The 22,106-nt window shown below is 73.7% G+C and carries 20 protein-coding genes and 1 pseudogene; 9 read left to right on the forward strand and 12 right to left on the reverse strand.

Annotated elements, in window-relative coordinates:
• Positions 1 to 173 precede the first annotated feature (173 nt).
• The 3 genes from ligD to J7W19_RS03960 form a co-directional block, all read right to left on the reverse strand.
• Positions 174 to 1,079: a non-homologous end-joining DNA ligase gene (gene ligD, locus J7W19_RS03950; protein ID WP_004954288.1), complete on the reverse strand. Its 906-nt coding sequence runs from the start codon at positions 1,077 to 1,079 to the stop codon at positions 174 to 176.
• Positions 1,080 to 1,094: 15 nt separating this feature from the next.
• Positions 1,095 to 2,195, reverse strand: coding sequence for a non-homologous end joining protein Ku (gene ku / locus J7W19_RS03955; RefSeq protein WP_004954290.1), 1,101 nt, complete (start codon positions 2,193 to 2,195; stop codon positions 1,095 to 1,097).
• 248 nt (positions 2,196 to 2,443) lie between these two features.
• Entirely contained in the window at positions 2,444 to 5,128 is a 2,685-nt protein-coding gene (locus J7W19_RS03960; RefSeq protein ID WP_004954293.1) for an ATP-binding protein, read from the reverse strand.
• A gap of 495 nt (positions 5,129 to 5,623) precedes the next feature.
• Between J7W19_RS03960 and J7W19_RS03965 the strand changes: the two genes are divergently transcribed.
• The 5 genes from J7W19_RS03965 to J7W19_RS03985 are packed head-to-tail and all read left to right on the forward strand — an operon-like array spanning position 5,624 to position 9,952.
• Positions 5,624 to 7,111 (forward strand): sensor histidine kinase, encoded by a 1,488-nt coding sequence (locus J7W19_RS03965; RefSeq protein ID WP_051072760.1) that lies wholly within the window; start codon positions 5,624 to 5,626, stop codon positions 7,109 to 7,111.
• 4 nt (positions 7,112 to 7,115) lie between these two features.
• The gene (locus J7W19_RS03970) at positions 7,116 to 7,523 is read left to right on the forward strand and encodes a roadblock/LC7 domain-containing protein (RefSeq protein WP_004954301.1); all 408 of its coding nucleotides are present in this window, start codon (positions 7,116 to 7,118) and stop codon (positions 7,521 to 7,523) included.
• Positions 7,520 to 7,882, forward strand: coding sequence for a DUF742 domain-containing protein (locus J7W19_RS03975; RefSeq protein WP_004954302.1), 363 nt, complete (start codon positions 7,520 to 7,522; stop codon positions 7,880 to 7,882). Before J7W19_RS03970 ends, J7W19_RS03975 begins: the two co-directional genes overlap by 4 nt.
• Entirely contained in the window at positions 7,863 to 8,486 is a 624-nt protein-coding gene (locus J7W19_RS03980) for a GTP-binding protein (protein ID WP_004954305.1), read from the forward strand. The genes J7W19_RS03975 and J7W19_RS03980 overlap by 20 nt, the downstream gene beginning before the upstream one ends.
• Entirely contained in the window at positions 8,483 to 9,952 is a 1,470-nt protein-coding gene (locus tag J7W19_RS03985) for a cytochrome P450 (protein ID WP_004954309.1), read from the forward strand. Before J7W19_RS03980 ends, J7W19_RS03985 begins: the two co-directional genes overlap by 4 nt.
• A 281-nt stretch (positions 9,953 to 10,233) precedes the next feature.
• Here the strand turns inward: J7W19_RS03985 and J7W19_RS32700 are convergent.
• Both J7W19_RS32700 and J7W19_RS03990 read right to left on the reverse strand, forming a co-directional pair.
• A pseudogene (locus J7W19_RS32700) lies at positions 10,234 to 11,064 on the reverse strand (terpene synthase family protein); the annotation flags it as partial.
• 2 nt (positions 11,065 to 11,066) lie between these two features.
• Positions 11,067 to 11,978 (reverse strand): class I SAM-dependent methyltransferase, encoded by a 912-nt coding sequence (locus J7W19_RS03990; RefSeq protein WP_051072761.1) that lies wholly within the window; start codon positions 11,976 to 11,978, stop codon positions 11,067 to 11,069.
• 561 nt (positions 11,979 to 12,539) lie between these two features.
• Here J7W19_RS03990 and lnt point away from each other — a divergent pair.
• Positions 12,540 to 14,108: an apolipoprotein N-acyltransferase gene (gene lnt / locus J7W19_RS03995; RefSeq protein ID WP_210455273.1), complete on the forward strand. Its 1,569-nt coding sequence runs from the start codon at positions 12,540 to 12,542 to the stop codon at positions 14,106 to 14,108.
• Here the strand turns inward: lnt and J7W19_RS04000 are convergent.
• A complete protein-coding gene (locus tag J7W19_RS04000) occupies positions 14,080 to 14,985 on the reverse strand; it encodes a Gfo/Idh/MocA family protein (protein WP_004947277.1) in 906 nt (301 codons plus the stop codon). The genes lnt and J7W19_RS04000 overlap by 29 nt on opposite strands.
• A gap of 144 nt (positions 14,986 to 15,129) precedes the next feature.
• On the opposite strand from J7W19_RS04000, the gene J7W19_RS04005 reads away from it, so the two are divergent.
• Positions 15,130 to 15,645: a DinB family protein gene (locus J7W19_RS04005; protein WP_004947274.1), complete on the forward strand. Its 516-nt coding sequence runs from the start codon at positions 15,130 to 15,132 to the stop codon at positions 15,643 to 15,645.
• A gap of 90 nt (positions 15,646 to 15,735) precedes the next feature.
• A complete protein-coding gene (locus tag J7W19_RS04010; protein ID WP_158688791.1) occupies positions 15,736 to 16,527 on the forward strand; it encodes a hypothetical protein in 792 nt (263 codons plus the stop codon).
• Between the two features lie 307 nt (positions 16,528 to 16,834).
• Here J7W19_RS04010 and J7W19_RS04015 read toward each other — a convergent pair whose 3' ends face one another.
• Positions 16,835 to 17,806, reverse strand: coding sequence for a helix-turn-helix transcriptional regulator (locus J7W19_RS04015; protein ID WP_004947268.1), 972 nt, complete (start codon positions 17,804 to 17,806; stop codon positions 16,835 to 16,837).
• A gap of 120 nt (positions 17,807 to 17,926) precedes the next feature.
• Here J7W19_RS04015 and J7W19_RS04020 point away from each other — a divergent pair, with 120 nt between their 5' ends.
• Positions 17,927 to 18,334, forward strand: a complete 408-nt coding sequence (locus J7W19_RS04020; protein WP_004947265.1) for a DUF3224 domain-containing protein — start codon at positions 17,927 to 17,929, stop codon at positions 18,332 to 18,334.
• A 31-nt stretch (positions 18,335 to 18,365) separates the two neighbouring features.
• On the opposite strand, the gene J7W19_RS04025 is transcribed toward J7W19_RS04020, so the two are convergent.
• The 5 genes from J7W19_RS04025 to J7W19_RS04045 all read right to left on the reverse strand — a co-directional run bounded on the left by J7W19_RS04025 (position 18,366) and on the right by J7W19_RS04045 (position 22,096).
• A complete protein-coding gene (locus tag J7W19_RS04025; protein ID WP_004947262.1) occupies positions 18,366 to 19,052 on the reverse strand; it encodes a uracil-DNA glycosylase in 687 nt (228 codons plus the stop codon).
• Positions 19,053 to 19,163: 111 nt separating this feature from the next.
• Positions 19,164 to 19,925: an SDR family oxidoreductase gene (locus J7W19_RS04030; protein ID WP_004947261.1), complete on the reverse strand. Its 762-nt coding sequence runs from the start codon at positions 19,923 to 19,925 to the stop codon at positions 19,164 to 19,166.
• Between the two features lie 26 nt (positions 19,926 to 19,951).
• The gene (fabG, locus tag J7W19_RS04035) at positions 19,952 to 20,713 is read right to left on the reverse strand and encodes a 3-oxoacyl-ACP reductase FabG (RefSeq protein ID WP_004947257.1); all 762 of its coding nucleotides are present in this window, start codon (positions 20,711 to 20,713) and stop codon (positions 19,952 to 19,954) included.
• A 154-nt stretch (positions 20,714 to 20,867) separates the two neighbouring features.
• Positions 20,868 to 21,260, reverse strand: a complete 393-nt coding sequence (locus tag J7W19_RS04040) for a DUF3037 domain-containing protein (protein WP_040890476.1) — start codon at positions 21,258 to 21,260, stop codon at positions 20,868 to 20,870.
• Positions 21,261 to 21,268: 8 nt separating this feature from the next.
• Complete coding sequence (locus tag J7W19_RS04045) at positions 21,269 to 22,096, reverse strand: HipA family kinase (RefSeq protein WP_040890446.1); 828 nt, start codon at positions 22,094 to 22,096, stop codon at positions 21,269 to 21,271.
• Between the last annotated feature and the right edge of the window lie 10 nt (positions 22,097 to 22,106).

Here is a 22,106-nt window from a genome sequence, read left to right on the forward strand (position 1 = left end):
CCCCTTGTCGCGGCTTCGCCGCTCGTCCTCAAACTCCCCCAGAGGGGGCACCCCCAACGGGCTGACTTTCAGCCCGTCCGGCGTTTGAGGACAACCGCGCGGAGCGCGGTTGCGGGGGTGCGGGGGCGGCAGCCCCTGCAAGAAACGGCGAAAGGGCGGGACCGGGGCACCCCTCACGGCAACGACCCCCGCACCGCATCCCCCGCCACCGGCCCCAGCAAATCCCCCAACTCCCCCACCCGCCCCACCACATCCTCCAGCCCGAACCCCAAATCCCCAGGCTCCCGACAGGAGCCCACCTCGTCCCACGTCACCGGCGCCGCCACCCCCTCCCGCTCGCCCCGCACCCGCACCGTGTACGGCGCCGCCGTCGTCTTGGCGCTCGCGTTCTGGGACCAGTCGATGAGCACCTTCCCGCGCCGTTCCAGCTTCGCCATGGAGACGACGACCAGTCCGGGATGCTCGTTCATCAGCCGGGTGGCGAGCCCCTTCGCGTAGGCGCTGACGGAACGCCCGGGGGCCGGGTGGATGGGGGCGTACAAGTGGAGCCCCTTGGAGCCGGAGACGACCGGGAAGGCGGTGAGGCCGTCCTCGTCGAGGAGCTGGCGCAGCCGTTCGGCGACGCGGCAGCAGACGACGAGGTCGGTGCCGGGGCCGGGGTCCAGGTCGAGGACGACGCGGTCGTGGGCGTCACGGCCGGCCGCGGCCGTCCACTGCGGCACGTGCACCTCGTACGCGCCGAGGTTGACCATGGCGACCAGCGCGGCGACCGAGTCGATCACCACCTGCCGGCTGGTGCCCTCCCGGTGCCGGACCGTGGCCCGCGGCACCCAGTCCGGTGCGCCGGGCGGCGGGTTCTTGGCGATCCAGCTCTCCCCCGCCGCGCCCTCCGGGGCCCGGACGAAGGACGCCGGGCGGCCGGTGATGTGCGGCAGCATCGCGGGGGCGATCCGCGCGTAGTAGTGCAGGACGTGGGCCTTGGTCTGGCCGGTGGCGGGGAAGAGGACCCGTTCGAGGTGGGAGAGGGAGAGCCGGTGCCCCTCGATCTCCACCGTCTGGCGGCCGGGTGCGGCGGGCACGGGGCGCCCCTCCCCTCAGGAGACCCGCTTCTTGCGACGGCCGCCGGACGGTTCCGCCGCGTGCGACGCCAGGGCCTTCACCAGTTCCTCGCGGCTCATCGAGGAGCGGCCCGGGATGCCGGCGTCGGTGGCCCGCTGGTAGAGCTCCGTCTTGCTCAGCCCCTCCAGCTCCGCCGTGGCGGACTTCTTCGCCCCCTTCTTGGCCGCCTGCCGGGTGCGGCGCTTCTCCGCCGCGTCCTTGAGCTGCACGGGCGGCCGGAGTTCGCCCTCCTCCGCGCCCTCAGCGGCTTCCGCGGCCTCGCCCCCGCCGGACTTCGCCTTCTCGATGCTGGCCTGCAGGGCGCCCATCAGGTCGATGACGTTGGTCGAGCGCGGCGCCGGCTCGCTCTTCTCCACCGTGCCGCCGGCCCGCTTGGCCTGGACGAGTTCCAGGACCTTCTCCTGATACGTGTCGTGGTACGTCTCGGGGTCCCAGTCGACGCTCAGCGCCTCCACCAGCTGCACGGCCGTGGCCAGTTCGCGCTCGGCGACCTTGGCGCGCTCGGGGAGCGTACCGATCTCGGTACGGGGGTCCCGGATCTCGTCGGCCCAGTGCAGGGTGTGCAGGGTGAGGATGTCGCCCTCGGCCTTCACCGCGACCAGGTACTCGCGGTTGCGCATCACGAACGTGGCGATCCCGGCCCGGTTCGACCGGCTCAGCGCCTCGTGGAGCAGCGCGTAGACCTTGGCGTACTCCTTGCTCTTGGGGCCCAGGTAGTACGTCTTGTCGAAGTAGATGGGGTCGATGGTGTCGAGGTCCACGAACCCGCTGATCTCCAGCGACTTGGAGCGGCCGGGGGCGATCTCCTCCAGCTCGCCGGGTTCGACGACGACGTAGTCGTCCCCCATGTCGTACCCCTTGACGATCTCCGTGAGGGGGACTTCCTCGCCGGTGCGCTCGTTGACGCGCTTGTTGCGGACGCGGTCGGAGGTGCCGCGTTGGAGCTGGTTGAAGCGGATGGTGTGGCTTTCGGTGGCCGAGAACATCTGGACCGGTAGGGCTACCAGTCCGAAGGTGAGGGCTCCGCTCCAGACCGCGTGCGCCATGACGTCCTCCGCCTCGGGGGTTTCCTCCATGGCACCCCGGTGCGGCGGAGATCGCATGTTGGAGCGCCCCAGTCCCGCCCTTTCACCGTTTCCTGCGGGGCAAGCCCCCGCACCCCCGAAACCGCGCTCCGCGCGGTTGTCCTCAAACGCCGGACGGGCTGAATCGTGCGCCCGGGCGCGAAATCAAGCCCGTCCGGCGTTTGAGGACGAGCGGCGAAGCCGCGAAAGCGGGGTCTGGGGCGCAGCCCCAGGAAACGGCGAAGGGGCGGGACCGGGGCCTAACCCGCCCCCACCTCCGCCAGCTCCGCGCGAGCCGCCCCCGCCACCCCCTCCGCCCCGCACTCCTCCGCGATCCGCAGCCCCTCCCGGAGCCGCTCCGCCGCCTCCTCGCCGCGCCCGACGCGCAGCAGTGCCTTGCCCAGGTCGACCAGGCCGCAGGCGCGCTCGTAGCGGCACGGAGACTCCTCCAGGTGCCGGACCGCCTGCTCCAGACGGGGGACGGCCTCCTCGGGCGCGTCCGGTCCGGCGAGGGACGCGACCCGGCGCAGCGCCTCGCCGATCGCCGTCTCGGTGCCGAACCGGTTCGCGTACTTCAGGGAGCGGTCGGCCAGCTCGCGGGCCCGCTCGGGCTCCTCCGCGGCCACGGCCGTGGCCAGGTCGAGGGACCAGGGCGCCCAGAGGACGTTGTGCCTGCCGCGTTCGTCCAGCCGCCGGCCCGCCGCCTCCAGCTCGGTGACGGCTTCCTTGGTGCGGCCGAGGGCGAGCAGCAGCCTGCCGAGCACGCAGGCGGCGTCGGGCATGACCATGGCGGGCGGGTAGGGCGGCCCGAAGGAGTACTTCTCGGCGACGGCCTGGGCGCCGGCGATGTCGCCCTTGGCGAGCAGGGTGTCGATCAGCAGGCAGCTGCCGTCCCACTGGATGGGGACGCCGGGTCCCAGCCGGTCGGCGAGCCGCAGCCCCTCGCGGAGGAGGCTCTCGGCCTTCCGCAGATCACCGCGACGGCGGTGGACGAGGCCCAGGAACTCGTGGGCGAAGGCGAGGTGCCCACCGCGCCAGCCGGAGATCTCGAACTCCCGGATCGCCTCCTCGAACAGCTCCTCGGCCTTGTCCAGCCGGTCGCAGAAGGCGTAGGTGATGCCGATGATGCTGGGGAGTTCGAAGCCCCACTCGGTGTTGGTCCAGCCCATGCCGTCGGCGAGCCGGCCGTCGACCAGGGCGCGGTCGGCGAGCTCGACGACCTGGAGGACGTCCTCGCCCTGGATCATGGCGTCGAAGGCCCGCAGGGCGAGCAGGGCCCGTTCCGCGTTGTCCCGGCCGCTGAGCCGGGCGGCCAGGTCGGCGATCTCCTGGGACCGGGCGTGCGCGCCCTCTTCCTCCAGCTGGATGCCCTTCCAGAGGAAGTGGGCGGCCTGGAGGCGCATCCGGCCGGGGCCGTCGGGCGTCCGGCCGGCGTGCTCGGCGACGACTTCGGCGGCCTCGGAGAGCTGGCTGTTGTGGGCGTACGCCTGGGAGAGCCGGTAGGTGGCGTCCACGCGCAGGTTCTTGGGGAGCCCGGACAGGGCCAGGGCCGAGCGCAGGTGGTTGATGGTGGTGGGCGGCGAGGTCAGCAGGGCGGAGCAGCCCAGTTCGAAGAGGACCTCGGCGCGGTCCTCCTCCGGGGGCGGCTCGGCCAGCGCCCGCTCCAGACAGCGCTGGGCCGCCTCGGGGGCGCCGACGGCCAGGTGTTCGCGGGCGGCCTCGCGCAGCTGCCGGACGAGGTCGGGGTCGCCGTCGGGGTGGACCTCCAGCAGGTGCCGGGAGGCGGCGGCCGGGCCGTGGCCGGCGTTGGTGACCGCCCAGGCGGCGAGGCCGTGCATCGCGGTGCGGGCGGCGGGCGGGATGGCCCGGTAGACGGCGGTGGCGATCAGCGGGTGGACGAACTCCAGCTCGGTCGCGCCGGTGAGGATGCGGGCCTCGCGCAGCCGGTCGGCGCAGACGGCGCCCTCGGCCGGGCTCATGCCCGCCAGCATGGCCGCCACGCGGACCTGGATCTCGGTGCCGAGCACCGACGCGCCCCAGGCGAACCGGGTGGTCGCGTTGCCCAGCCGCTCCAGCCGGGCGACCAGGCCGCTGCCCCGGGCGGCGGCGCCGAGTTCGCGCAGCAGGGCGGCGGACTCCTCCATGGGACGCAGGCTGCGGTCCCGGGCCTTGGCGACGAGCTCGACGGCCTCGTAGGGGTTGCCGCCGGTGACGGCCCAGACCTCGCGGCAGAACGGGTCGTCGGCCTCCCGGCCCATGGCGGTGCGCACCAGCTCGGCCACCGCGCCGGGGGTGAGCGGGTGCAGGGTGACCGGGCGGTTGCCGCGGCCGTTCACCAGGTCCGCGAAGGCCGGTGAGTGCTTGGGGAGTTCGTCCGGCCGGTAGGCGACGGCGAGCAGGACCGGCAGTTCCGTCAGCCGGACGGTGAAGGACGTCAGCCACGCGAGCGACGCCGCGTCGGCCCAGTGCGCGTCGTCGACGATGAGGACGAGCCGCTCCTTCGTACAGGCCAACCGCGTGACGAGCCAGTCGAGTCCGTCGCGCACGCCCTGCGGGCCGACCGGTGGCGCGATGCCGAGCGCGGGGCCCGCGATGTCGTACCAGGCGCCCAGGATGTCCCGGCGCTGCCGCTCCTCCATCGGCGCCAGGGCGGGCTGGAGCAACTGCCGTACGACGTGGAAGGGGACGGACTGCGCCTGCTCGCCGCCGCGGGCGGCGAGCACCGTGCAGCCGCCCCGCTCGGCGGCCAGCCTGCGCATCTCCCCGAGCAGGGCGGTCTTGCCCACGCCCGCGTCGCCGTTGAAGAGGAGGAGTCCGCCGGACGGCCGGCCGCTCCCGTCCGCGCCGCCGCACAGGGCCTCCACGGCCCGTTCCGCGACGGCCACCTCCTGTTCGCGCTCGAACAGGGCGGTGTACGGGCGCCGTTCGTGCTCTTGCCGCGTCATGACGTGTCTCCCGTATGAGTGTGGTGGAGCGAGCCTAGCCGGACGTCCGGACGCCGGTGGGCGGGTTCGCCGGACTGACCCCCCGGGAGGCTCCGGGAGCGCGGCCCGCCGATCGCCCGAACGCATTTCCAGGCAACTCAAAAATGTTTTCGAGAAACCGCCCCCGGGGCCATTGTGATGCCTTTCGAATTCCTCCGTCAGCCCTTTCCGCGAATATGACAACTTCGCGCCGGACGACCGCGCGACAGGCTACGCTCCATTCCCGCAGCGGTCGTGGCGACTACGGCACGCTGCCGCCGACCGCCGCGCCGACGCGACCGGAGAACCCCGGCGAACCCCGGCGAACCCGGGGAGATCCCGGGGTGTCCGGGAACCTCGGCCTCCGCTCACATCCGTTCGCATCGTCCGCATCCCCGTGCCGGGCGCCGGCGGCGACGCCACTCCAGTGGTCCCTTGTCGCCCCCGTCTCAATTCCCCCAAGCCCCGAGGAACTCGATGGTTGGTACTGGATCGTCACCTCAAGTCAGGCGGCCCGCCTCGTCCCTCATATGGCTGGTCCCTCCTGTGGTGCTGGCGGTCTGCACCGCCACCGCAGCCCTGCTGGTCCCCCTGGAAGTCCGCACCCCGACGGCCTGGTGCGGCACCGCAGCCACCGTGGCGGTCGCCCTGACCTCGTCGGAGGCCGCCCGCCGGGGCCGCGTCATCAACTCCCTGCGGCGCCGGTGCGCCGAGCAGGAGGCCGCCCTCCGCCACCAACTGGCCCAACAGGACGCCGCCACCGCACGGTTGGCGAGCGAACTGCTCCCCAAGGCCGTGGAGATGCTCCAGCGCGGGGCGTTCGTCGACGAGGTGGTCCGCGCCGTCGCGCCGTCCCCCTCGGACAACTCCCCGTACGCCGCCGAGCACCGCAAGGTGATCCGGTTCGTGGTCGAGGCGGTCCAGGCCGAGGAGGGCCTGCGCGACTCGGCCCACCGGGCGTTCGTCAACATCGCGCGCCGCGTCCAGGCGATCGTCCACCAACAGGCCACCGACCTCCGGGAGATGGAGGACCGGCACGGCAACACCCCCGAGGTCTTCAGCGACCTGCTGCACCTCGACCACGGCACCGCGCTGATCGGCCGGCTCGCGGACAGCATCGCCGTCCTCGGCGGCTCCCGCCCGGGCCGCCAGTGGAAGAACCCGATCCCGCTGTACAACGTGCTGCGCGGCGCGATGTCCCGGATCATGGACTACCGCCGGGTCGACCTGCACTCGGTCGCCGACGTCGCCATCACCGGACCGGGCGTCGAGCCCGTCATCCACGCCGCCGCCGAACTGCTCGACAACGCCACCCGGTACTCCCCGCCCGAGACGCGGGTGCACCTGACGGCCGTCGAGATCCAGTCCGGCGTCGCCATCGAGATCGAGGACGCCGGCGTCGGCCTCACCGACGAGCACCGCCGCCGCACCGACCGCGTGCTGGAGATGGCCGACCGCGGCTTCGACCTCGACGACCTCGGCGAGACCCCGCGGCTGGGCCTGGCCGTCGTCAGCCGGCTGGCCAAGAACTACGGCTTCCGGGTGTCCCTGCGGCCCTCGGCGTACGGCGGGGTGCGCGCCGTCCTGATCGTCCCCGGCGACCTGGTCACCGCCAGCGCCACCCCGGGCGGCGAGATCGCCCGCGCCGCCACGCTGCCGCCCCCCAAGGTCCGCAAGAAGCCCGGCCGTCCGCTCCCCGACCCGCCGCCCGCGATGGAGACCCCCGCAGTGGGCACCCACACCGCCAACGGCCTTCCGCAGCGCCGCCGGCGCGCCCTCGGCATGGCCGCCCGCGCGGCGGCGGTCGCCCCGACCGCGGCCGAGACCGCGCCGCGCACGGAGCCGGAGTCCGAGCCCACCCAGCCGGGCCTGTGGCTGGCCGCGTTCACCAGCGCCCTCAAGGGCGACGCTCCGGCGGGCGACCGGGGCCAGACAAGTGATGACCCGTCAGACGAGAAAGAGTAGCCAAGTGACGCAGCAGCGGTTCAACATGGACTGGATGCTCAAGGATCTGGCATCCAGCGTGCCCCAGATCCGGCACGTGATCGTGCTGTCCTCGGACGGCCTGCGCATGGCTCAGCACGGCACGGACACCGACGCCGCGGACCGGCTGGCCGCCGCGTGCGCGGGACTGCAGAGCCTGTCCACGGCGGTGGCCGCCGAATTCCCGCACGGCGACGGGCAGATGCGGCTGGTGGTGATCGAGGTGGACGGCGGCTTCTTCTACCTCATGGCCGCCGGGGCCGGCGCGTTCCTGGCGGTGCTCGCCGACGACGACGTCGACGCCGGGCTGATGGGGCACCGGATGCGCGACCTGGTGGCCCGGATCGGCGAGCACCTCACCAGTCCCCCGCGGGTCACCGGGCCGGTGGCATGAGCAAACCCGAAAGGGCATGGGATCCCGGCAATCCGGACCGGCTGTACATCGTCACCAAGGGCTGCGACGACGCGAAGCAGGACACCACCAAGCTCGACCTGGTGACCCTGATCGTCGCCCGCACGGAGACCGACCCCGGTCTCCAGCCCGAGCACGGGACGATCGTGCACATGTGCGACTACCCGCTGTCCGTCGCCGAGATATCCGCTTACCTCACGCTGCCCGTCAGCACGGTGACCGTCCTCCTCACCGACCTCCTCACCCGGGGTCACGTGGAAGCGAGACCCCCGGTCCCCGTCGCTGCCCTTCCTGACGTTGGCCTCCTGGAGGCGGTGATGCATGGACTACAAAACCTCTGACCCCTACACCGGTCCCAGGAGGGAGGACATCCTCCCGGCCACCGCCGCGGCGGCGGTGAAGGTCGTGATCGTGGGCGGCTTCGGAGTCGGCAAGACCACCCTCGTCGGCTCGGTGAGCGAGATCAGACCGCTCACCACCGAGGAGACGATGACCCAGGCCGGCGTCGGCGTGGACGACATCGCGGGGATCGAGCAGAAGATCGAGACCACCGTGGCCATGGACTTCGGCCGCATCAGCATCAACGAGCAACTGGTGCTCTACCTGTTCGGGACCCCCGGGCAGGAGCGGTTCTGGTTCCTCTGGGACGGCCTCTTCGAGGGCGCCCTGGGCGCGGTGGTGCTGCTCGACACCCGTCGGCTGGAGGTCAGTTACGAGGTGGTCGGCATCCTGGAGGAGCGCGGCGTGCCCTTCGTGGTCGCCGTCAACGCCTTCCCCGGCGCCCCCGTGCACCCGGTGTCCGAGCTGCGGGCGGCGATGGACCTCCCCGAGTCCGTGCCGATCTTCACCTGCGACGCCAGGGACCGCGCCTCCTGCCGCGACGCCCTGATGACCCTGATGCGGTACCTGTACAGCCTCGCTCACACCACCCCGGAGCCACAGTGACCCCTCCCGACGAGCACTCCCGCGCCGACACCGCGCAGGCGGCCCCCCCGCCGCAGTGCCCGGCCCACGCCTACGGGGACGGCGGCGTGGCCCGGCTGTACGGGCCGGCCGCCGAGGACGACCCGATGGGCCTGTACGAGCAGCTCCGCGAGCGGCACGGGGCGGTGGCGCCCGTCCTGCTCAGCGGGGACGTCCCGGCCTGGCTGGTGCTGGGCTACCGGGAGAACCTCGACGTGACCCGGACCCCGTCCCGGTTCTCCCGCGACTCGCGGATCTGGCGGGCCATGCGCGAGGGGCGGATCGGCCCGGAACACCCGCTGGCGCCCATCGCCACCTGGCAGCCCATCTGCTCGATGGCCGACGGGCAGGCGCACGAGCGGTGGCGCGGCGCCATCAACGACTCCATCGGCCGCTTCGACCGGCGGGGCGTGCGGCGGCACATCACCCGGTTCGCCAACGAGCTCATCGACGAGTTCTGCGCGACGGGCACCGCCGACCTGGTGCACGCGTTCGCCGAGCCGCTGCCCATGATGGTGATGACCCAACTCCTCGGCATGCACGAGGAGTACAGTCCGGAGCTGGTGCAGGCCGCCCGGGACATGATCAAGGGCACCGAGACCGCCGTCCGCAGCAACGCGTTCGTCCAGGCGGCGCTGCACCGGACGGTGGAGCGCAAGCACCGCGAGCCGGGGGCGGACTTCACCAGCTGGCTGCTGGAGCACGAGTCCAAGCTGTCGGACGAGGAGGTGCAGCAGCACCTGCGGCTGGTGCTGATCGCCGCCTTCGAGACCACGGCGAACCTGATCGCGAACACCCTGCGGATGGTGCTCACCGACCCCCGGTGCCGGGCCAACCTGGCCGGCGGGCATATGACGCTGCCGGACGCGGTCGAGCAGACGCTGTGGGACGAGCCGCCGTTCATCACCATCCTCGGGCGCTGGGCGACCCAGGACACCGAGCTGGCCGGGCACCGGATCCGGGCCGGGGACGCCCTGGTGCTGGGGCTGGCCGCGGCCAACGTGGACACGGCGATCCGGCCGGACCCGACCACGCCGGTGCACGGCAACCGCTCCCACCTGGCGTTCAGCGGCGGTGCCCACGAGTGCCCGGGCCAGGACATCGGCCGGGCCATCGCGGACACCGGCATCGACGCGCTGATCACCCGGCTGCCGGACGTCCGGCTGGCGGTGGCCGAGACGGAACTGCGCTGGTCGTCGTCGCTGATGTCCCGTCACCTCGTGGCGCTGCCCACGCAGTTCACCGCGGCGGCGCCGCTGCCGCCCGACCCTCCCGCCCCGGAGGACGTGCCCCCGGTCCGGGAGGAGGACGGCGGCGCCGGTGGTCAGACCTCGGCCGGCGACCGTGCGACGCGCGTCCCGGCGCCGCCCGCCGACGAGCCGTCACCCGCGGGCCGTTCGCGCGGCACGTGGTGGAGGTCGTTCGTCCGGTGGTTCCGGGGTGAGTGAGACAGGGCGTCGAGCTGGTCCCACCACCAGGCGGCGGAGGGGATGGGCAGCGGGCCGGTCGCCGGGTCGCTGGGCGTGTCCCGCCAGGTGATGCCGTAGGTGGCCCCCGGCACCGGAAGGTCGTACCGGTTCCGGGGGCTGGCGTAGCGGGGGGCCGCGTTCATCCACCGGATGCAGCCGGCGATGTAGTGGCCCAGCGCTTCGAGGTAGCGGGTGAGGTCCGGGCCCGCGTCACGGGCGATCCGGTCGCGCAGCGCGAGGAACAGGGTCATGGCCCGGTCCCTTATGGCGAGGGCTTCCCGGAGCGCCCGGTCGGCGGAGGTGCCGTTGTGGTGGACGAGGACGTTGACGATGTTCTGGTCGGTGGTCTCGTGGTCGTCCTCCTTGGCGTAGGAGAACAGGTCGTTGTCGCAGCTGACGATGAACCCGGCCGCCTCGGTGAGCGCCTGGACGGGGGCGGAGGCCAGCTCGGGGGCCGGTACCTCGAAGCCGTTGGCGATCTCGCTCCAGGCGAGGGAGAAGCGGGTGCCGTTGATCGACGGGCGCAGCGCCACGTAGTCGGAGAGCGTGGGCATCACTCCGCGTTCGATGTTGCTGACCTGCCAGGAGGCGCCGAACAGCCAGTCGCGCATGCCTTCGGCGACCCGGCGGAGCTGGACCGGGGTGGCCACGGCCCGGGTCCGGGCGGCGAGGTCCTCCAGGGCCCGGTCGAACGGGGAGTCGCCGAGCATGGCGGAGCCGGGCGCCTCCAGACAGCGGGAGATCCGGGCGTTGAGGTCGACGATGTGCGCGGTGTTGACGTCGGCGGCGCCGGTGTCGTGCCAGATGTCGTCGAGGGCGAACGCCCAGTGGTTCCACTCGATGAAGAGGAGCAGGGGTTCGTCGCGGCCGTGCGGGATCATCCGGCAGCTGAAGTCGGTGCTGTGGGTGGCGATGCTCCAGGCCCGGTCGGTGGCGTCGCGGAAGATGCCGGTGGCGTCCAGCCAGGCGACGGCGCGCCGTTCGAGTTCGTCGCGCCGGGGGTGGACGGCGTCCGGGATCGGGCAGTAGAAGGGGGGCAGCCGCCAGCCGATGGCGCTGGCGCGCGGCGGGAGTCCGTAGGGGACGACCATGCTCAGTTGCCCTCCATCCGGAAGAGCAGCAGGCGGGTTTCGACGGCGTGATCGCGCCAGGCGCGGAAGAGCTTGCCGTGAGTGAGGGCGGATTCGTGCAGCCGCTCCACGGTGATGGGGGACGGTTCGTCCACGGTCCGCTGCACCCGGTCGAGTTCGGCGGTGGTCCAGGCCATGGACTGGACCCAGAACTCGGCGACGCGGTCGGTGATGTCCTCGTCCTGCTCGAGTTCGAAGCCGGCCGCGCGGGCGGCGGAGATGTACTCGGCGAGGGTGCCGAGGCGGGTCTTGTAGTAGCCGTCGATGAAGGTGGTCCACTCGGGCCGGCAGAGGAAGTGCTCCTGGATGCCGAACCAGCCGCCGGGTCGGAGGGACTTGGCGACGACCCGGAAGAGGCGTTCGCGGTCCATGTAGCCGGAGCTCTCGATGGCGACGGCCGCGTCGTAGCCGGCTTCCTCGCAGAGGTCGTGGATGTCGCCGAGGACGGGCGTGACCAGGTCCTCGACGCCGGCCTCCCGGACCAGGTCGGCCATCACCGGGACGTGCTTGGCGGTGACGGTGAGGGCGGTGACGGAACTGCCGTACTCCTGCGCCCAGTAGATGGAGCCGCCGCCGATGCCGCAGCCGATGTCGAACAGCTGGTGCGGCGGGTTGTCCGGCACGCCCCAGAGGCGGGCGGCGTGGTCGAGCACCATTTCCTGCGAGGCGCGCAGCCGGTTGCGCAGGACGCGCTGGGAGACGGTGGTGTTGGGGTGGACGCCGGGCTCGAACATGCCCACGTGAAAGTGGATCCGGGGGCCGGGGCCGTACTTGTGGAGGATCTCGGCGGTCTTCTTGGAGTAGTACGACGGCACCTGGGCCTCATCACACGCCGCATCCGAAGCTGCGGTCACCTCGGCGACAAGGTTGTCCATGGGATCCCTCCGGGACGTCAACGATCGGTGGACGGATGGAAGGGGGTCAGGACACGGGTGGTTCCCGTGCCCGGCGGCGACTGGATTGCCGTTCGATCACATGCGCGAGTCACGCCGCCCCCCAGCAACAAGCGACCAGCATTCCTGTCCAGTTTTGCCCGGTACCTGCCCAGGGTGCCGCGGCGATAACCCGTGATACGTACCGGCGTACGCCTTTCTGACGCCGCAGGCCAGGATCGTTTCGTTTCACTTTGGAGCATATAGCGCCGTTTCTCTGCCGGGTTGCGATGAGAAAGGCTGAAACTTGCACGCTGTTGTCGGGGTTTTGGCCTCGCCAAGGACCGATATCCGGACGCCCGGCAGTTGGCCGGATCCCGTTCGTGCGTATGGTGTGCGGACGAACGTAGGGGGCGCTCCCACTTGTGAAGGTGCGCCCTTTCACGGCGTCCCCCTGTTTCCGGGGCGACGCGGTGCGTCGCAGCCGCCCCACGGCCGGTCCCGCCGCGCACCGCGCACACTGGACCCCCGGCCGGAAAACCGGCCCCGACGAGGGAGAACGTGATGAGGGTGAGGTTCCCGGAGCGGACGTCCGGGAGGTTCCCGGCCCGGGCGTCCGGGCCGACCCCCGCCGGGGGGCGGTGGCGCGCGCCCTGCGCGGTCGTCGCGGGCGCCTTCCCTGCCCTCGCCTTTCCGGCGCCCTCCCTGTGGTGGCTGGCCTACGCGGCCCTCGTGCCCTGGCTGCTGCTGGTCCGGTCGGCCGGTTCGCCGCGCCGGGCCGCGCGGGAGGCGTGGCTGGGCGGCGCCGGCTTCCTGCTGGCCGTCCATCACTGGCTGTTGCCCAGTCTCCATGTCTTCATCCTGGTACTGGCGGCGCTGCTGGGGCTGCTGTGGGTGCCCTGGGGGCTGCTGGTGCACCGGCTGCTGGGCGGCCGTCCGGGGCCCGGCCGGGTGGCCGCGGCCCTGGTGCTGGTGCCCGCGGGCTGGCTTCTGGCGGAACTCGTCCGCTCCTGGGAGTACCTGGGCGGCCCCTGGGGGCTGCTGGGCGCGAGCCAGTGGCAGGTCCCGCCGGCGCTGCGGCTGGCGTCCGTCGGCGGCGTCTGGCTCGTGGGGCTGCTGCTGGTGGCCGTCAACACCGCGCTCGCCGCGCTGCTCGCGCTGCCGCGCGCCCGGCTCGCCGGCCTGGCCGGGCTGACCGGCTGCGCCGCGGTCACCGCCGGGGTGTGGTGGTGGGCACCGCAGCCCCGGGCCGCCGGCACCGCCCGGATCGCGGTCGTCCAGCCCGGCGTGATCGACGGTCCGGTCCGGCGCCTGGAGCGGGAGGAGACGCTCACCCGGACGCTGGCCGGCCGCGGCGTCGATCTGGTGGTCTGGGGCGAGAGCAGCGTCGGCACCGACCTCGGCGCCGACCCCGCGCTGCGCGCCCGGCTCGCCGCGCTGTCCCTTACGGTCGGCGCCGACCTGCTCGTCAACGTGGACGCGCGCCGCTCGGACCGGCCCGGCATCTTCAAGAGCTCGGTACTGGTCGGCCCGGACGGCCCCACCGGCGACCGCTACGACAAGATGCGGCTGGTGCCCTTCGGCGAGTACGTGCCCGCCCGCTCGCTGCTGGGCTGGGCCACCTCGGTGGGCAAGGCGGCGACCGAGGACCGCCGGCGCGGGGATCGGCAGGTCGTCATGACGCTGCCGTCCGGACGCGGCGCGGGCCTGCGGATCGGCCCGCTGGTGTGCTTCGAGACGGCGTTCCCCGACATGAGCCGGCACCTGGCCGCCGACGGCGCCCGGGTGCTCGTCGCCCAGTCCTCGACCTCGTCGTTCCAGCACGGCTGGGCACCGGCCCAGCACGCGTCACTGGCCGCGCTGCGGGCCGCCGAGACCTGGCGGCCGATGGTCCACGCCACGCTGACCGGGGTGAGCGCGGTGGCCGACGCGCACGGCCGCCCGGTCGGCCGCCGGCTGGGCACCGACGCGTCGGCGGCCGCCGTGTACGACGTACCGCTGGCGAGCGGCACCAGCCCCTACGTACGCACCGGGGACTGGGCGGTGTACGCGGCGCTGGCCGCGCTGGCGCTGTACGGCGGCGTGGCCGGCGCGCGGGCCCGCGTCAGGCGCTCCGCTTCTCCACGGCGTTGACGATCCGCTCGCACAGCTCGTGGGTGCGCAGGGCGTCCTCGGCGTCCGGGGTCCGGCCCTCGCGGACCGCGTCGAGGAACGCCGTGACGCACTGCTCGACGCCGCGCTGCCGGGCGACCGGCGTCCAGTCGCCGCGTCGGCGGACGGTCCGCGCCCCTTGGTGGTCCACGACCTCGGCGAGGTCACGGACCTCCCGCTTCCGGTCCCGCCCGGACACCTCCAGGACCTCCTCGACGGAGCCGTTCCGGCGGTTCATGACGCCGAGGGCGGTGAACCCGTCGCCCGCGAGCGTGAGGACGAGGTGCTCCAGCAGGCCGTCGACGACCCTGGCCCGCACGTCCACGTCCGTCACCGGACCGGGCGCCAGGAAGCGGAGGGTGTCGACGACGTGGATGAAGTCGTCGTAGACCGTCGACCGGGTGTCCTCGGCCAGGTCCACCCGGTTCTTCCGCAGCTCGATCAGGTCGCGGGGGTGGTCGAGGCAGGCCGCGTAGTCGGGCGCGTACCGGCGGTTGAAACCGACGGTGAGCGGCACGCCGCGGTCCCGGGCCAGGCCGACCAGCCGCTCGCAGTCGGCGAGTTCGCGGGCGAGCGGTTTGTCCACGAAGACCGGCACGCGCGCCTCCAGGAGCCGGCCGACGATCTCCGGGTGGACGGCGGTGGGCGCGTGCACGAGCACGGCGTCCGGGCGGGCGGCGAGCAGGGCGTCCAGGTCGGCGTGGCGGTGCGCCTCCGGTATCCGGTGGGCGTCGCCCACCCGGGCCAGGGTGGCGGGGGTCCTGGTCTGGAGGTGCAACTCCAGACCGGGCAGGGCGCTCAGCACCGGCAGATATGCCTTCCGCGCGATGTCCCCGAGTCCGACACAGCCGACCTTCACAGATCCTCCTCGATGCGTGGGTCCGTGCAGCATACGGGGGAGTCCCGGATCCGAAGGGGGCCGGGCGGCCCCGACGGCCGGCGGACCCGTGACCTCCGCGAAAACCGCGTGCCGGGCGGCACGGTCCCGGGCAGGATGACCGCCATGACCGAACCCCAGCGGCGGAAGCCGCCCCACATCGCCGACGAGCGCGCCTCCCTGGAGGCGTTCCTCGACTTCCAGCGGGCGACCCTGGAGCACAAGTGCGCGGGCCTGGACGACGCGGGGCTGCGCACCGCCTCCGTACCGCCGTCCACCCTGACGCTGCTGGGGCTCGTCCGGCACCTGGCCGACGTCGAACGCCACTGGTACCGCCGGGTGTTCGCGGGCGAGGAGGCCCCGCCGCTGTTCTACAGCGACGAGAACGAGGACGGCGACTTCGAGTTCCCGGCGGAGGCCACCTGGGAGGAGGCGCTCACCGCCTGGCGGGAGGAGGTGGCGGCGGCCCGCGCGGCGGTGCGCGGCCGGTCGTTGGAGGAGACGAGCGTGGGCCGGCACCACAAGACGGGCGAGCCGGTCGGCCTGCGGTGGATCCACCTGCACATGATCGAGGAGTACGCGCGGCACAACGGCCACGCCGACCTCATCCGGGAGCGCGTCGACGGAGCGACCGGCTCGTGACGTCCGTCGGGGGCGCGCGTGCCCGGTGACGCTCCGCGTCACTCCTGAGGGGAATCCCCAACAGCACGTCATTCGGGCATGGTTGGGCGGATGTCCAGGATCCCCATGACCGCCGTACTGGTGGTGGTGGCGCTGTCGGCCACCTCCGGCTGCGTCTCCCTGTCCGGCCACCCCCCGTCCCGGTCCGACCCCTCCTCACGGGCCGGCTGGGACCTGCGGCAGGGGCGCGACCGGGAGTCGCTGGCCCGGACGGGGCCGGGGCCCGCGCGTCCCGGCGGCACCGGGCTGCCGAGCGCGCCGGGGCTGTCGGGGCTGCCGCCCCTTCCCGGACTGCCGACGCCGCCGGGGGTCCCCGGCCTCCCGGGGGCGGGGGTTCCGGGAGCGGGGCTGCCGGGCTTCGACGTGCTCGGTCCGCCGTTCGCGCCGTCCGCCACCCCGCCGGCCGGGGCGGGCGCGGCGCGGCGCGACGGGCCGTCGGCCCCGTACCGCGACGGGCCGGACTCCCGCGGGCCCGTCGCTCCCCCGCCCGCCACGCGCGGATCCGCCGCCGCCCCGGCTCCCGCCCCCGAGCGCCGGCGCTCCTCGCCGAGCGCGAGCGACCGGGCGGACGGTGAGCGCCACTCCGAGGCACCCCCGCCTCCCGCCGCCCCAGCACCCGCAGCCCCACCGCCGTCCGAACACCACGCCCCACCGCCCCCGCCCCGGTCGGACCCGCCCCCGGCCCGTCCCCAACCCCGCCCGGAACCGGCGCCCGAGCAGCGGCATCCGGCACCGACACCGCCCCGGGCCAGGTCGGGGATGTGCGCGATGGGCGAGCAGTACGGCCGGTGGCAACCGGGGAGTGACGCGTCGCGCATCTGCCGTCAGGTGTACGGGGGTTGACGGGCTCTCGCGGCCGGTCGGGGACGATCGCCCGGCCGCGGACGGTCACGCGGCTCGGGTCACGGTACCCGTCGAGCCTCACGGCTCGGCGGCCGCCCGGCCCGGCCTTCCTCGGCCCGTCGCGTCGACCGTGCGGTCGGCCGCCTCTCGGCCCGCCGACCGGCCGCGCATGTCCGGTCCCCCGGCCCCGACGGCGGCGCGACGCGGCGGATCCGCCCGACGACGCTCGACGGTCGCGCGGACGCGGCCACAGCCGCGCGGCCCGCCGGCCGGCGGTCGTTTCGACGGCCCCGAGCCCCATTCCGCCTCAGCCCCCGGCGGCGTACCGCGCGGCGAGGGCCGTCGCCGCCGCGGCGACCGCCGCGCGCAGTTCGGGCGGTGCCAGCACCTCGGCCTCCGCGCCGAGGCCGAGCAGGTCGCAGACCGCGACCGGCAGGGATTCGACCGGGAGCATGACCTCCGCCCACCCGTCCGCGTCCGCGGACCCTGCTTCCGCCACGGCCCGGGCCCCGGCGGCGCCGAACTTCGCCGGCAGCAGCCGGAGGACGCCCGGTGACACCCGCAGCCGGGCCTCACCCTGGTAGCGCATCCCCTCCAGGCGGCTGGAGGTCTCCGTCCAGACGGCCGCCAGGTCGAAGTCGGCCGGGCGCTCGAAGCGGCCGGGCAGCGGTTCGACGGCGAGGAAGCGGGAGACCCGGTAGGTGCGGATGTCCGCCTCCGCCTCCGCGACCAGGTACCAGACGCCGCCCTTGAGGACGAGCCCCAACGGATGCAGCTCCCGGCGCACTTCGCCCTTCCAGCGCCGGTAGTGCACCCGCAGGGCACGCTGCCGCCACACCGCGTCGGCGACGACCGCGAGGTGCGGCACGGGCTCGGCGTCGCGGAACCAGCCCGGCGCGTCCAGGTGGAAGCGCTCGGCGACGCGCCGCGCCCGCTCCCCCGTGCCGGCGGGGAGGGCGGCCTCCAGCTTGAGCCGGGCCGCGGCGAGGTCGGCGCCCAGGCCGAGTTCGGCCGCGGCGCCGGGCACGGTGGCGAGGGCGAGGGAGCCGGCCTCGTCCTCGGTGAGGCCGGTGAGGCGGGTGCGGTACCCGCCGACCAGCCGGAAGCCGCCCGTCGGCCCCCTGTCGGCGACGACGGGCACCCCGGAGGCACCGAGCGCCTCGACGTCCCGGTAGACGGTACGGACCGAGACCTCCAGCTCCGCCGCCAGTTCGGGCGCGGTCATCCGCCCCCGGTTCTGGAGCAGCAGGAGCAGCGAGAGGAGACGGTCGGCGCGCATTCCCGCATCGTCCCACCGCCGGTTCCCCTACCTGACAAGAGGTGTCAGGTAAGGGCGGGAGCCTGTACGGGAGCCGCCCGGACCGCACGGGCGGCCACCCGATCCCGGAGGAACCACCGCATGACCGCGCACACCGACTCCACGTTCACCTTCCTCGACTGGGACGAGCACGAGCTCGGCCGGACGGAGGGCGGCACCCGCCTCGCCCGGGCGACCGTCCGCAACACGTACACCGGCGTCATCGAGGCGACGGGCACCCACTGCGCATACACCCTCGCCTACGCCCCGGACGGGACGGGCACCTTCTCCGGCCACCAGCTCTTCGAGGGCGCGGTCGCGGGGCGGAAGGGCGGCTTCGTGGTGCGCGAGGAGGGCACCTTCGACGAACGGGGTACGGTGCGCTGCTCGTTCGAGGTGGTGCCCGGCTCGGGGAGCGGCGAGCTGGCCGGCCTGACGGGCAGCGGTTCGTACACGGCGGAGCACGGCGTCAGGGCCGTGCCGTACCGGTTCGAGCACTCCGCCCGCTGACCGGCGCGGACCGGGCCGGGGGCGGCCCCGCTCAGATCTCCAGGTCCGGGATCCGCCAGTCGATCGGCTCGTGCCCCTGGGCCGCGACGGCCTCGTTGATCTGGGTGAAGGGCCGGCTGCCGAAGAACCGCTTGGCCGACAGGGGCGAGGGGTGGGCGCCCTTGACGACGGCGTGCCGCGACTCGTCGATCAACGGGAGCTTCTTCTGCGCGTAGTTGCCCCACAGCACGAAGACCGCCGGATCGGGCCGCGAGACGACGGCGCGGATCACGGCGTCGGTGAACTTCTCCCAGCCCTTGCCCTTGTGGGAGTTGGGCTCACCGCCGCGGACCGTCAGCACCGCGTTGAGCAGCAGGACGCCCTGCCGGGCCCAGGGCATGAGGTAGCCGTTGTCGGGCACGTCGTAGCCCAGCTCCTCGCGCATCTCCTTGTAGATGTTGCGCAGGGAGGGCGGCGTCTTGACGCCGGGGCGGACGGAGAAGCACAGGCCGTGGCCCTGGCCGGCGCCGTGGTAGGGGTCCTGGCCCAGGATGAGGACCTTGACCCGGTCGTAGGGCGTGGCGTCCAGGGCGGCGAAGACCTCGCCGCGCGGCGGGTACACCGGCGCCTTCGCCCGCTCTTCCTCGACGAAGTCGGTCAGCTCCTTGAAGTAGGGCTTCTCCAGCTCCTCGCCGAGGACTGCGCGCCAGGACTCGGGCAGTACGTCGGTGACCGTCACTTCAGCAACCTCCGGGGTCGGTTCTCGATCTCGTCCAAGAACTTACCGGTGACCACTGACAACGCCCGCCGCGCGGGGGCGGGGACCGCCTCCGGCCCCCGCCCCGCCCGCTCAGACCGCGGCGTTGAGGAACCGGCCGCCGTCGAGGACGAGCGTCTGCCCGGTGATCCAGGCCGCCGCGTCGGACAGCAGGAACGCCACCGCGCCCGCCACGTCCTCGGGGGCGCCGAGCCGGCCGAGCGGGTAGCCGGCGGTGGCCTCCTCCTCCCGGCCCTCGTAGAGCGCGGCGGCGAACTTCGTCTTCACCACGGCGGGCGCGACGGTGTTGACGCGGACGCCGGGGGCCATCTCGTGGGCCAGCTGGAGGGTGAGGTTGGCCAGGGCGGCCTTGCTCATGCCGTAGGCGCCGACGAAGGGCGACGCGGAGAGCCCGGCGATGGAGCCGATGTTGACGATCGCCCCGCCGTTCTCCTTCTGCCACGCCCGCCACGTCTGCTGGGCGAAGCCGAGGGCGGAGACGACGTTGGTCTCGTAGACCTTGCGGGCGACGCCGAGGTCGGTCTCGGTGATCGGGCCGAACACCGGGTTGGTTCCGGCGTTGTTGACGAGGTGGTCGACGCGGCCGAAGGTCTCCATGGCCCGTTCGACGGCGGCGGCCTGGTGGGCCTCGTCGTGCGCCTTGCCGGGCACGCCGAGCGCCCGGTCGGCGCCCAGCCGTTCGACGGCCTCCGCGAGGGCGGTGGCGTCGCGGCCGGTGATGACGACGCGGTCGCCCCGGGCGACCAGGGCCGCGGCGATGGCGTACCCGATGCCGCGGCTCGCCCCGGTGACCAGGGTCACCTTCCCGGTGGCCCGGGCGTCTTCGGTGGTCATGGCTGCGCGACCCCTTCCGGTCGAGTTCAGTCGAGCGGCCCGCCGGCCACGTACAGCACCTGGCCGGAGACGAAGCCGGCGTTCTCGCCGGTGAAGAAGGCGATGGCGTGGGCGACGTCGTCCGGCTGCCCCACCCGTCCCACGGGGATCTCGCCGGCCGCCGCGGCCTGGAGGTCCTCGAAGCCGACGCCGATCCGGGCGGCGGTGCCGGCCGTCATGTCGGTGGCGATGAAGCCGGGGGCGACGGCGTTGACGGTGACCCCGAACTTGCCGAGCTCCTTGGCGAGGGTCTTGGTGAAGCCCTGCAGACCGGCCTTGGCCGCCGAGTAGTTGGCCTGGCCCCGGTTGCCGAGGGCGGAGCTGCTGGAGAGGTTGACGATCCGGCCCCAGCCGGCGTCGACCATGTGCTTCTGGCAGGCGCGGGCCATCAGGAACGCGCCCCGCAGGTGCACGTTCATGACGGTGTCCCAGTCGTCCTCGCTCATCTTGAACAGCAGGTTGTCGCGGAGCACCCCGGCGTTGTTGACGAGCACGGTCGGCGCGCCGAGGTCGGCGGCCACGCGGGTGACGGCGGCCGCGACCTGGTCCGCGTCGGAGACGTCGCAGCCGACGGCGAGGGCCTCGCCACCGGCCCGGGCGATCTGTTCGACGGTGTCCGCGCAGGCCGCCTCGTCGAGGTCGAGGACGGCGACCGCGCGGCCTTCGACGGCGAGGCGCAGGGCGGTCGCGGCGCCGATGCCGCGGGCGGCGCCCGTGACGACGGCCACCCGCCGTTCGCTGGTCAACATGGGGACTCTCCTCACCTCGGGCGGCGTCCCCGGCCGGTGCGAGCGGGCCGGGCGGCCCCTCGGACGGTGGGTGAGCAACCGCTCAGTAGCTTCGGCCGATCAGACGCTAGAAGCCCCGCCACCCGCTGTCAACGCCCCCGGCGGGCGCCCCGGCTCAGCGGACCAGCAGGTCGAGCAGCCGCTCCGGCTCCCCGCGCGGGTCGAGCGTCAGCCCGGTGTGCACCGGCCCCGGCTGGACGACCGTGCTGCGCGGCGCGATCAGCCAGCGGAAGCGGCGTCCGGCGTCGTCGCAGGCGGCCTGCCCGGCCCGCTCGCCGCCGGCGCAGACGCCCTCGACGGCGCGGAGCGCGGCCCGCACCCCGGCGACGTCCGCCGCGGGGTCGAGCGCCAGCAGCCGGGCCTCGTCGAGGTGCACCCGGGCCTCGACGAACGACCGCGCCTGGCAGTAGACGACGACGCCGGCGTTGATCTGCTCCCCGCGCTCGACCCGCGGCACGACCCGCAGCAGCGCGTACTCGAAGACGTCCCGCTCCTTGGCGTCCCGCATACGGTCCGTCACTTCCCGGCCTTCCTGTTGTCCAGCCTGACCCGCACCCACTCGGGCGCCTGCGAGGGCTTGTCGGCGCTGCGTTCGCCGAGCGTGATCCGGTCGCCGACGCCGGCCGCCCGGGCGAGCAGCACCTCGACGTAGGCCCGGCGCACCGCGTCCGGCCCGTCGAAGCCCGGCTCGTCCGCCAGCCAGACGTCGGGGACGTCGGCGACGACCTCGGTCAGCAGCTCCTCGGTGACGCGCGGGGCGAGCTCGGCGGTCGCGGCGGCGAGGTCGGGGGCGAAGGTGGCCAGCACGTGGTCCGAGGCGTCGTACCCCTTGTCCGCGGCGGCGCCGGCGGACGGCCAGTTGTGGTGCCAGATCATGGTGGCGCCGTGGTCGATCAGCCACAGGGCACCGTGCCACACCAGCAGGTTGGGGTTGCGCCAGGACCGGTCGACGTTGCCCACCAGCGCGTCGAACCACACCACGCGCCCGGCCTCGGCGGCGTCCGTCTCGAAGGCGAGCGGGTCGAACCCGAGCGCACCGGGAAGGTAGTCCATCCCCAGGTTGAGGCCGCCGCTGGACCGCAGCAGCGCCTGCACCTCCTGATCGGGCTCGCCGCGCCCGATCACCGGGTCGATGTGGACCCCCGCCAACTCCGGCACCCGCAGCCCGAGCGCCCGGGCGAGCCGCCCGCAGACCACCTCGGCCACGAGGGTCTTGCGCCCCTGGCCCGCCCCGGTGAACTTGACGACGTACGTCCCGAGGTCGTCGGCCTCGACGATCCCGGGCAGTGATCCGCCTTCCCGCAGGGGTGTGACGTAGCGGGTGGCGACGACTTCCGTCAGCATGATCGCCGGC

It is taken from the genome of Streptomyces mobaraensis NBRC 13819 = DSM 40847, from assembly GCF_017916255.1.
Taxonomy (GTDB): Bacteria; Actinomycetota; Actinomycetes; order Streptomycetales; family Streptomycetaceae; genus Streptomyces; species Streptomyces mobaraensis.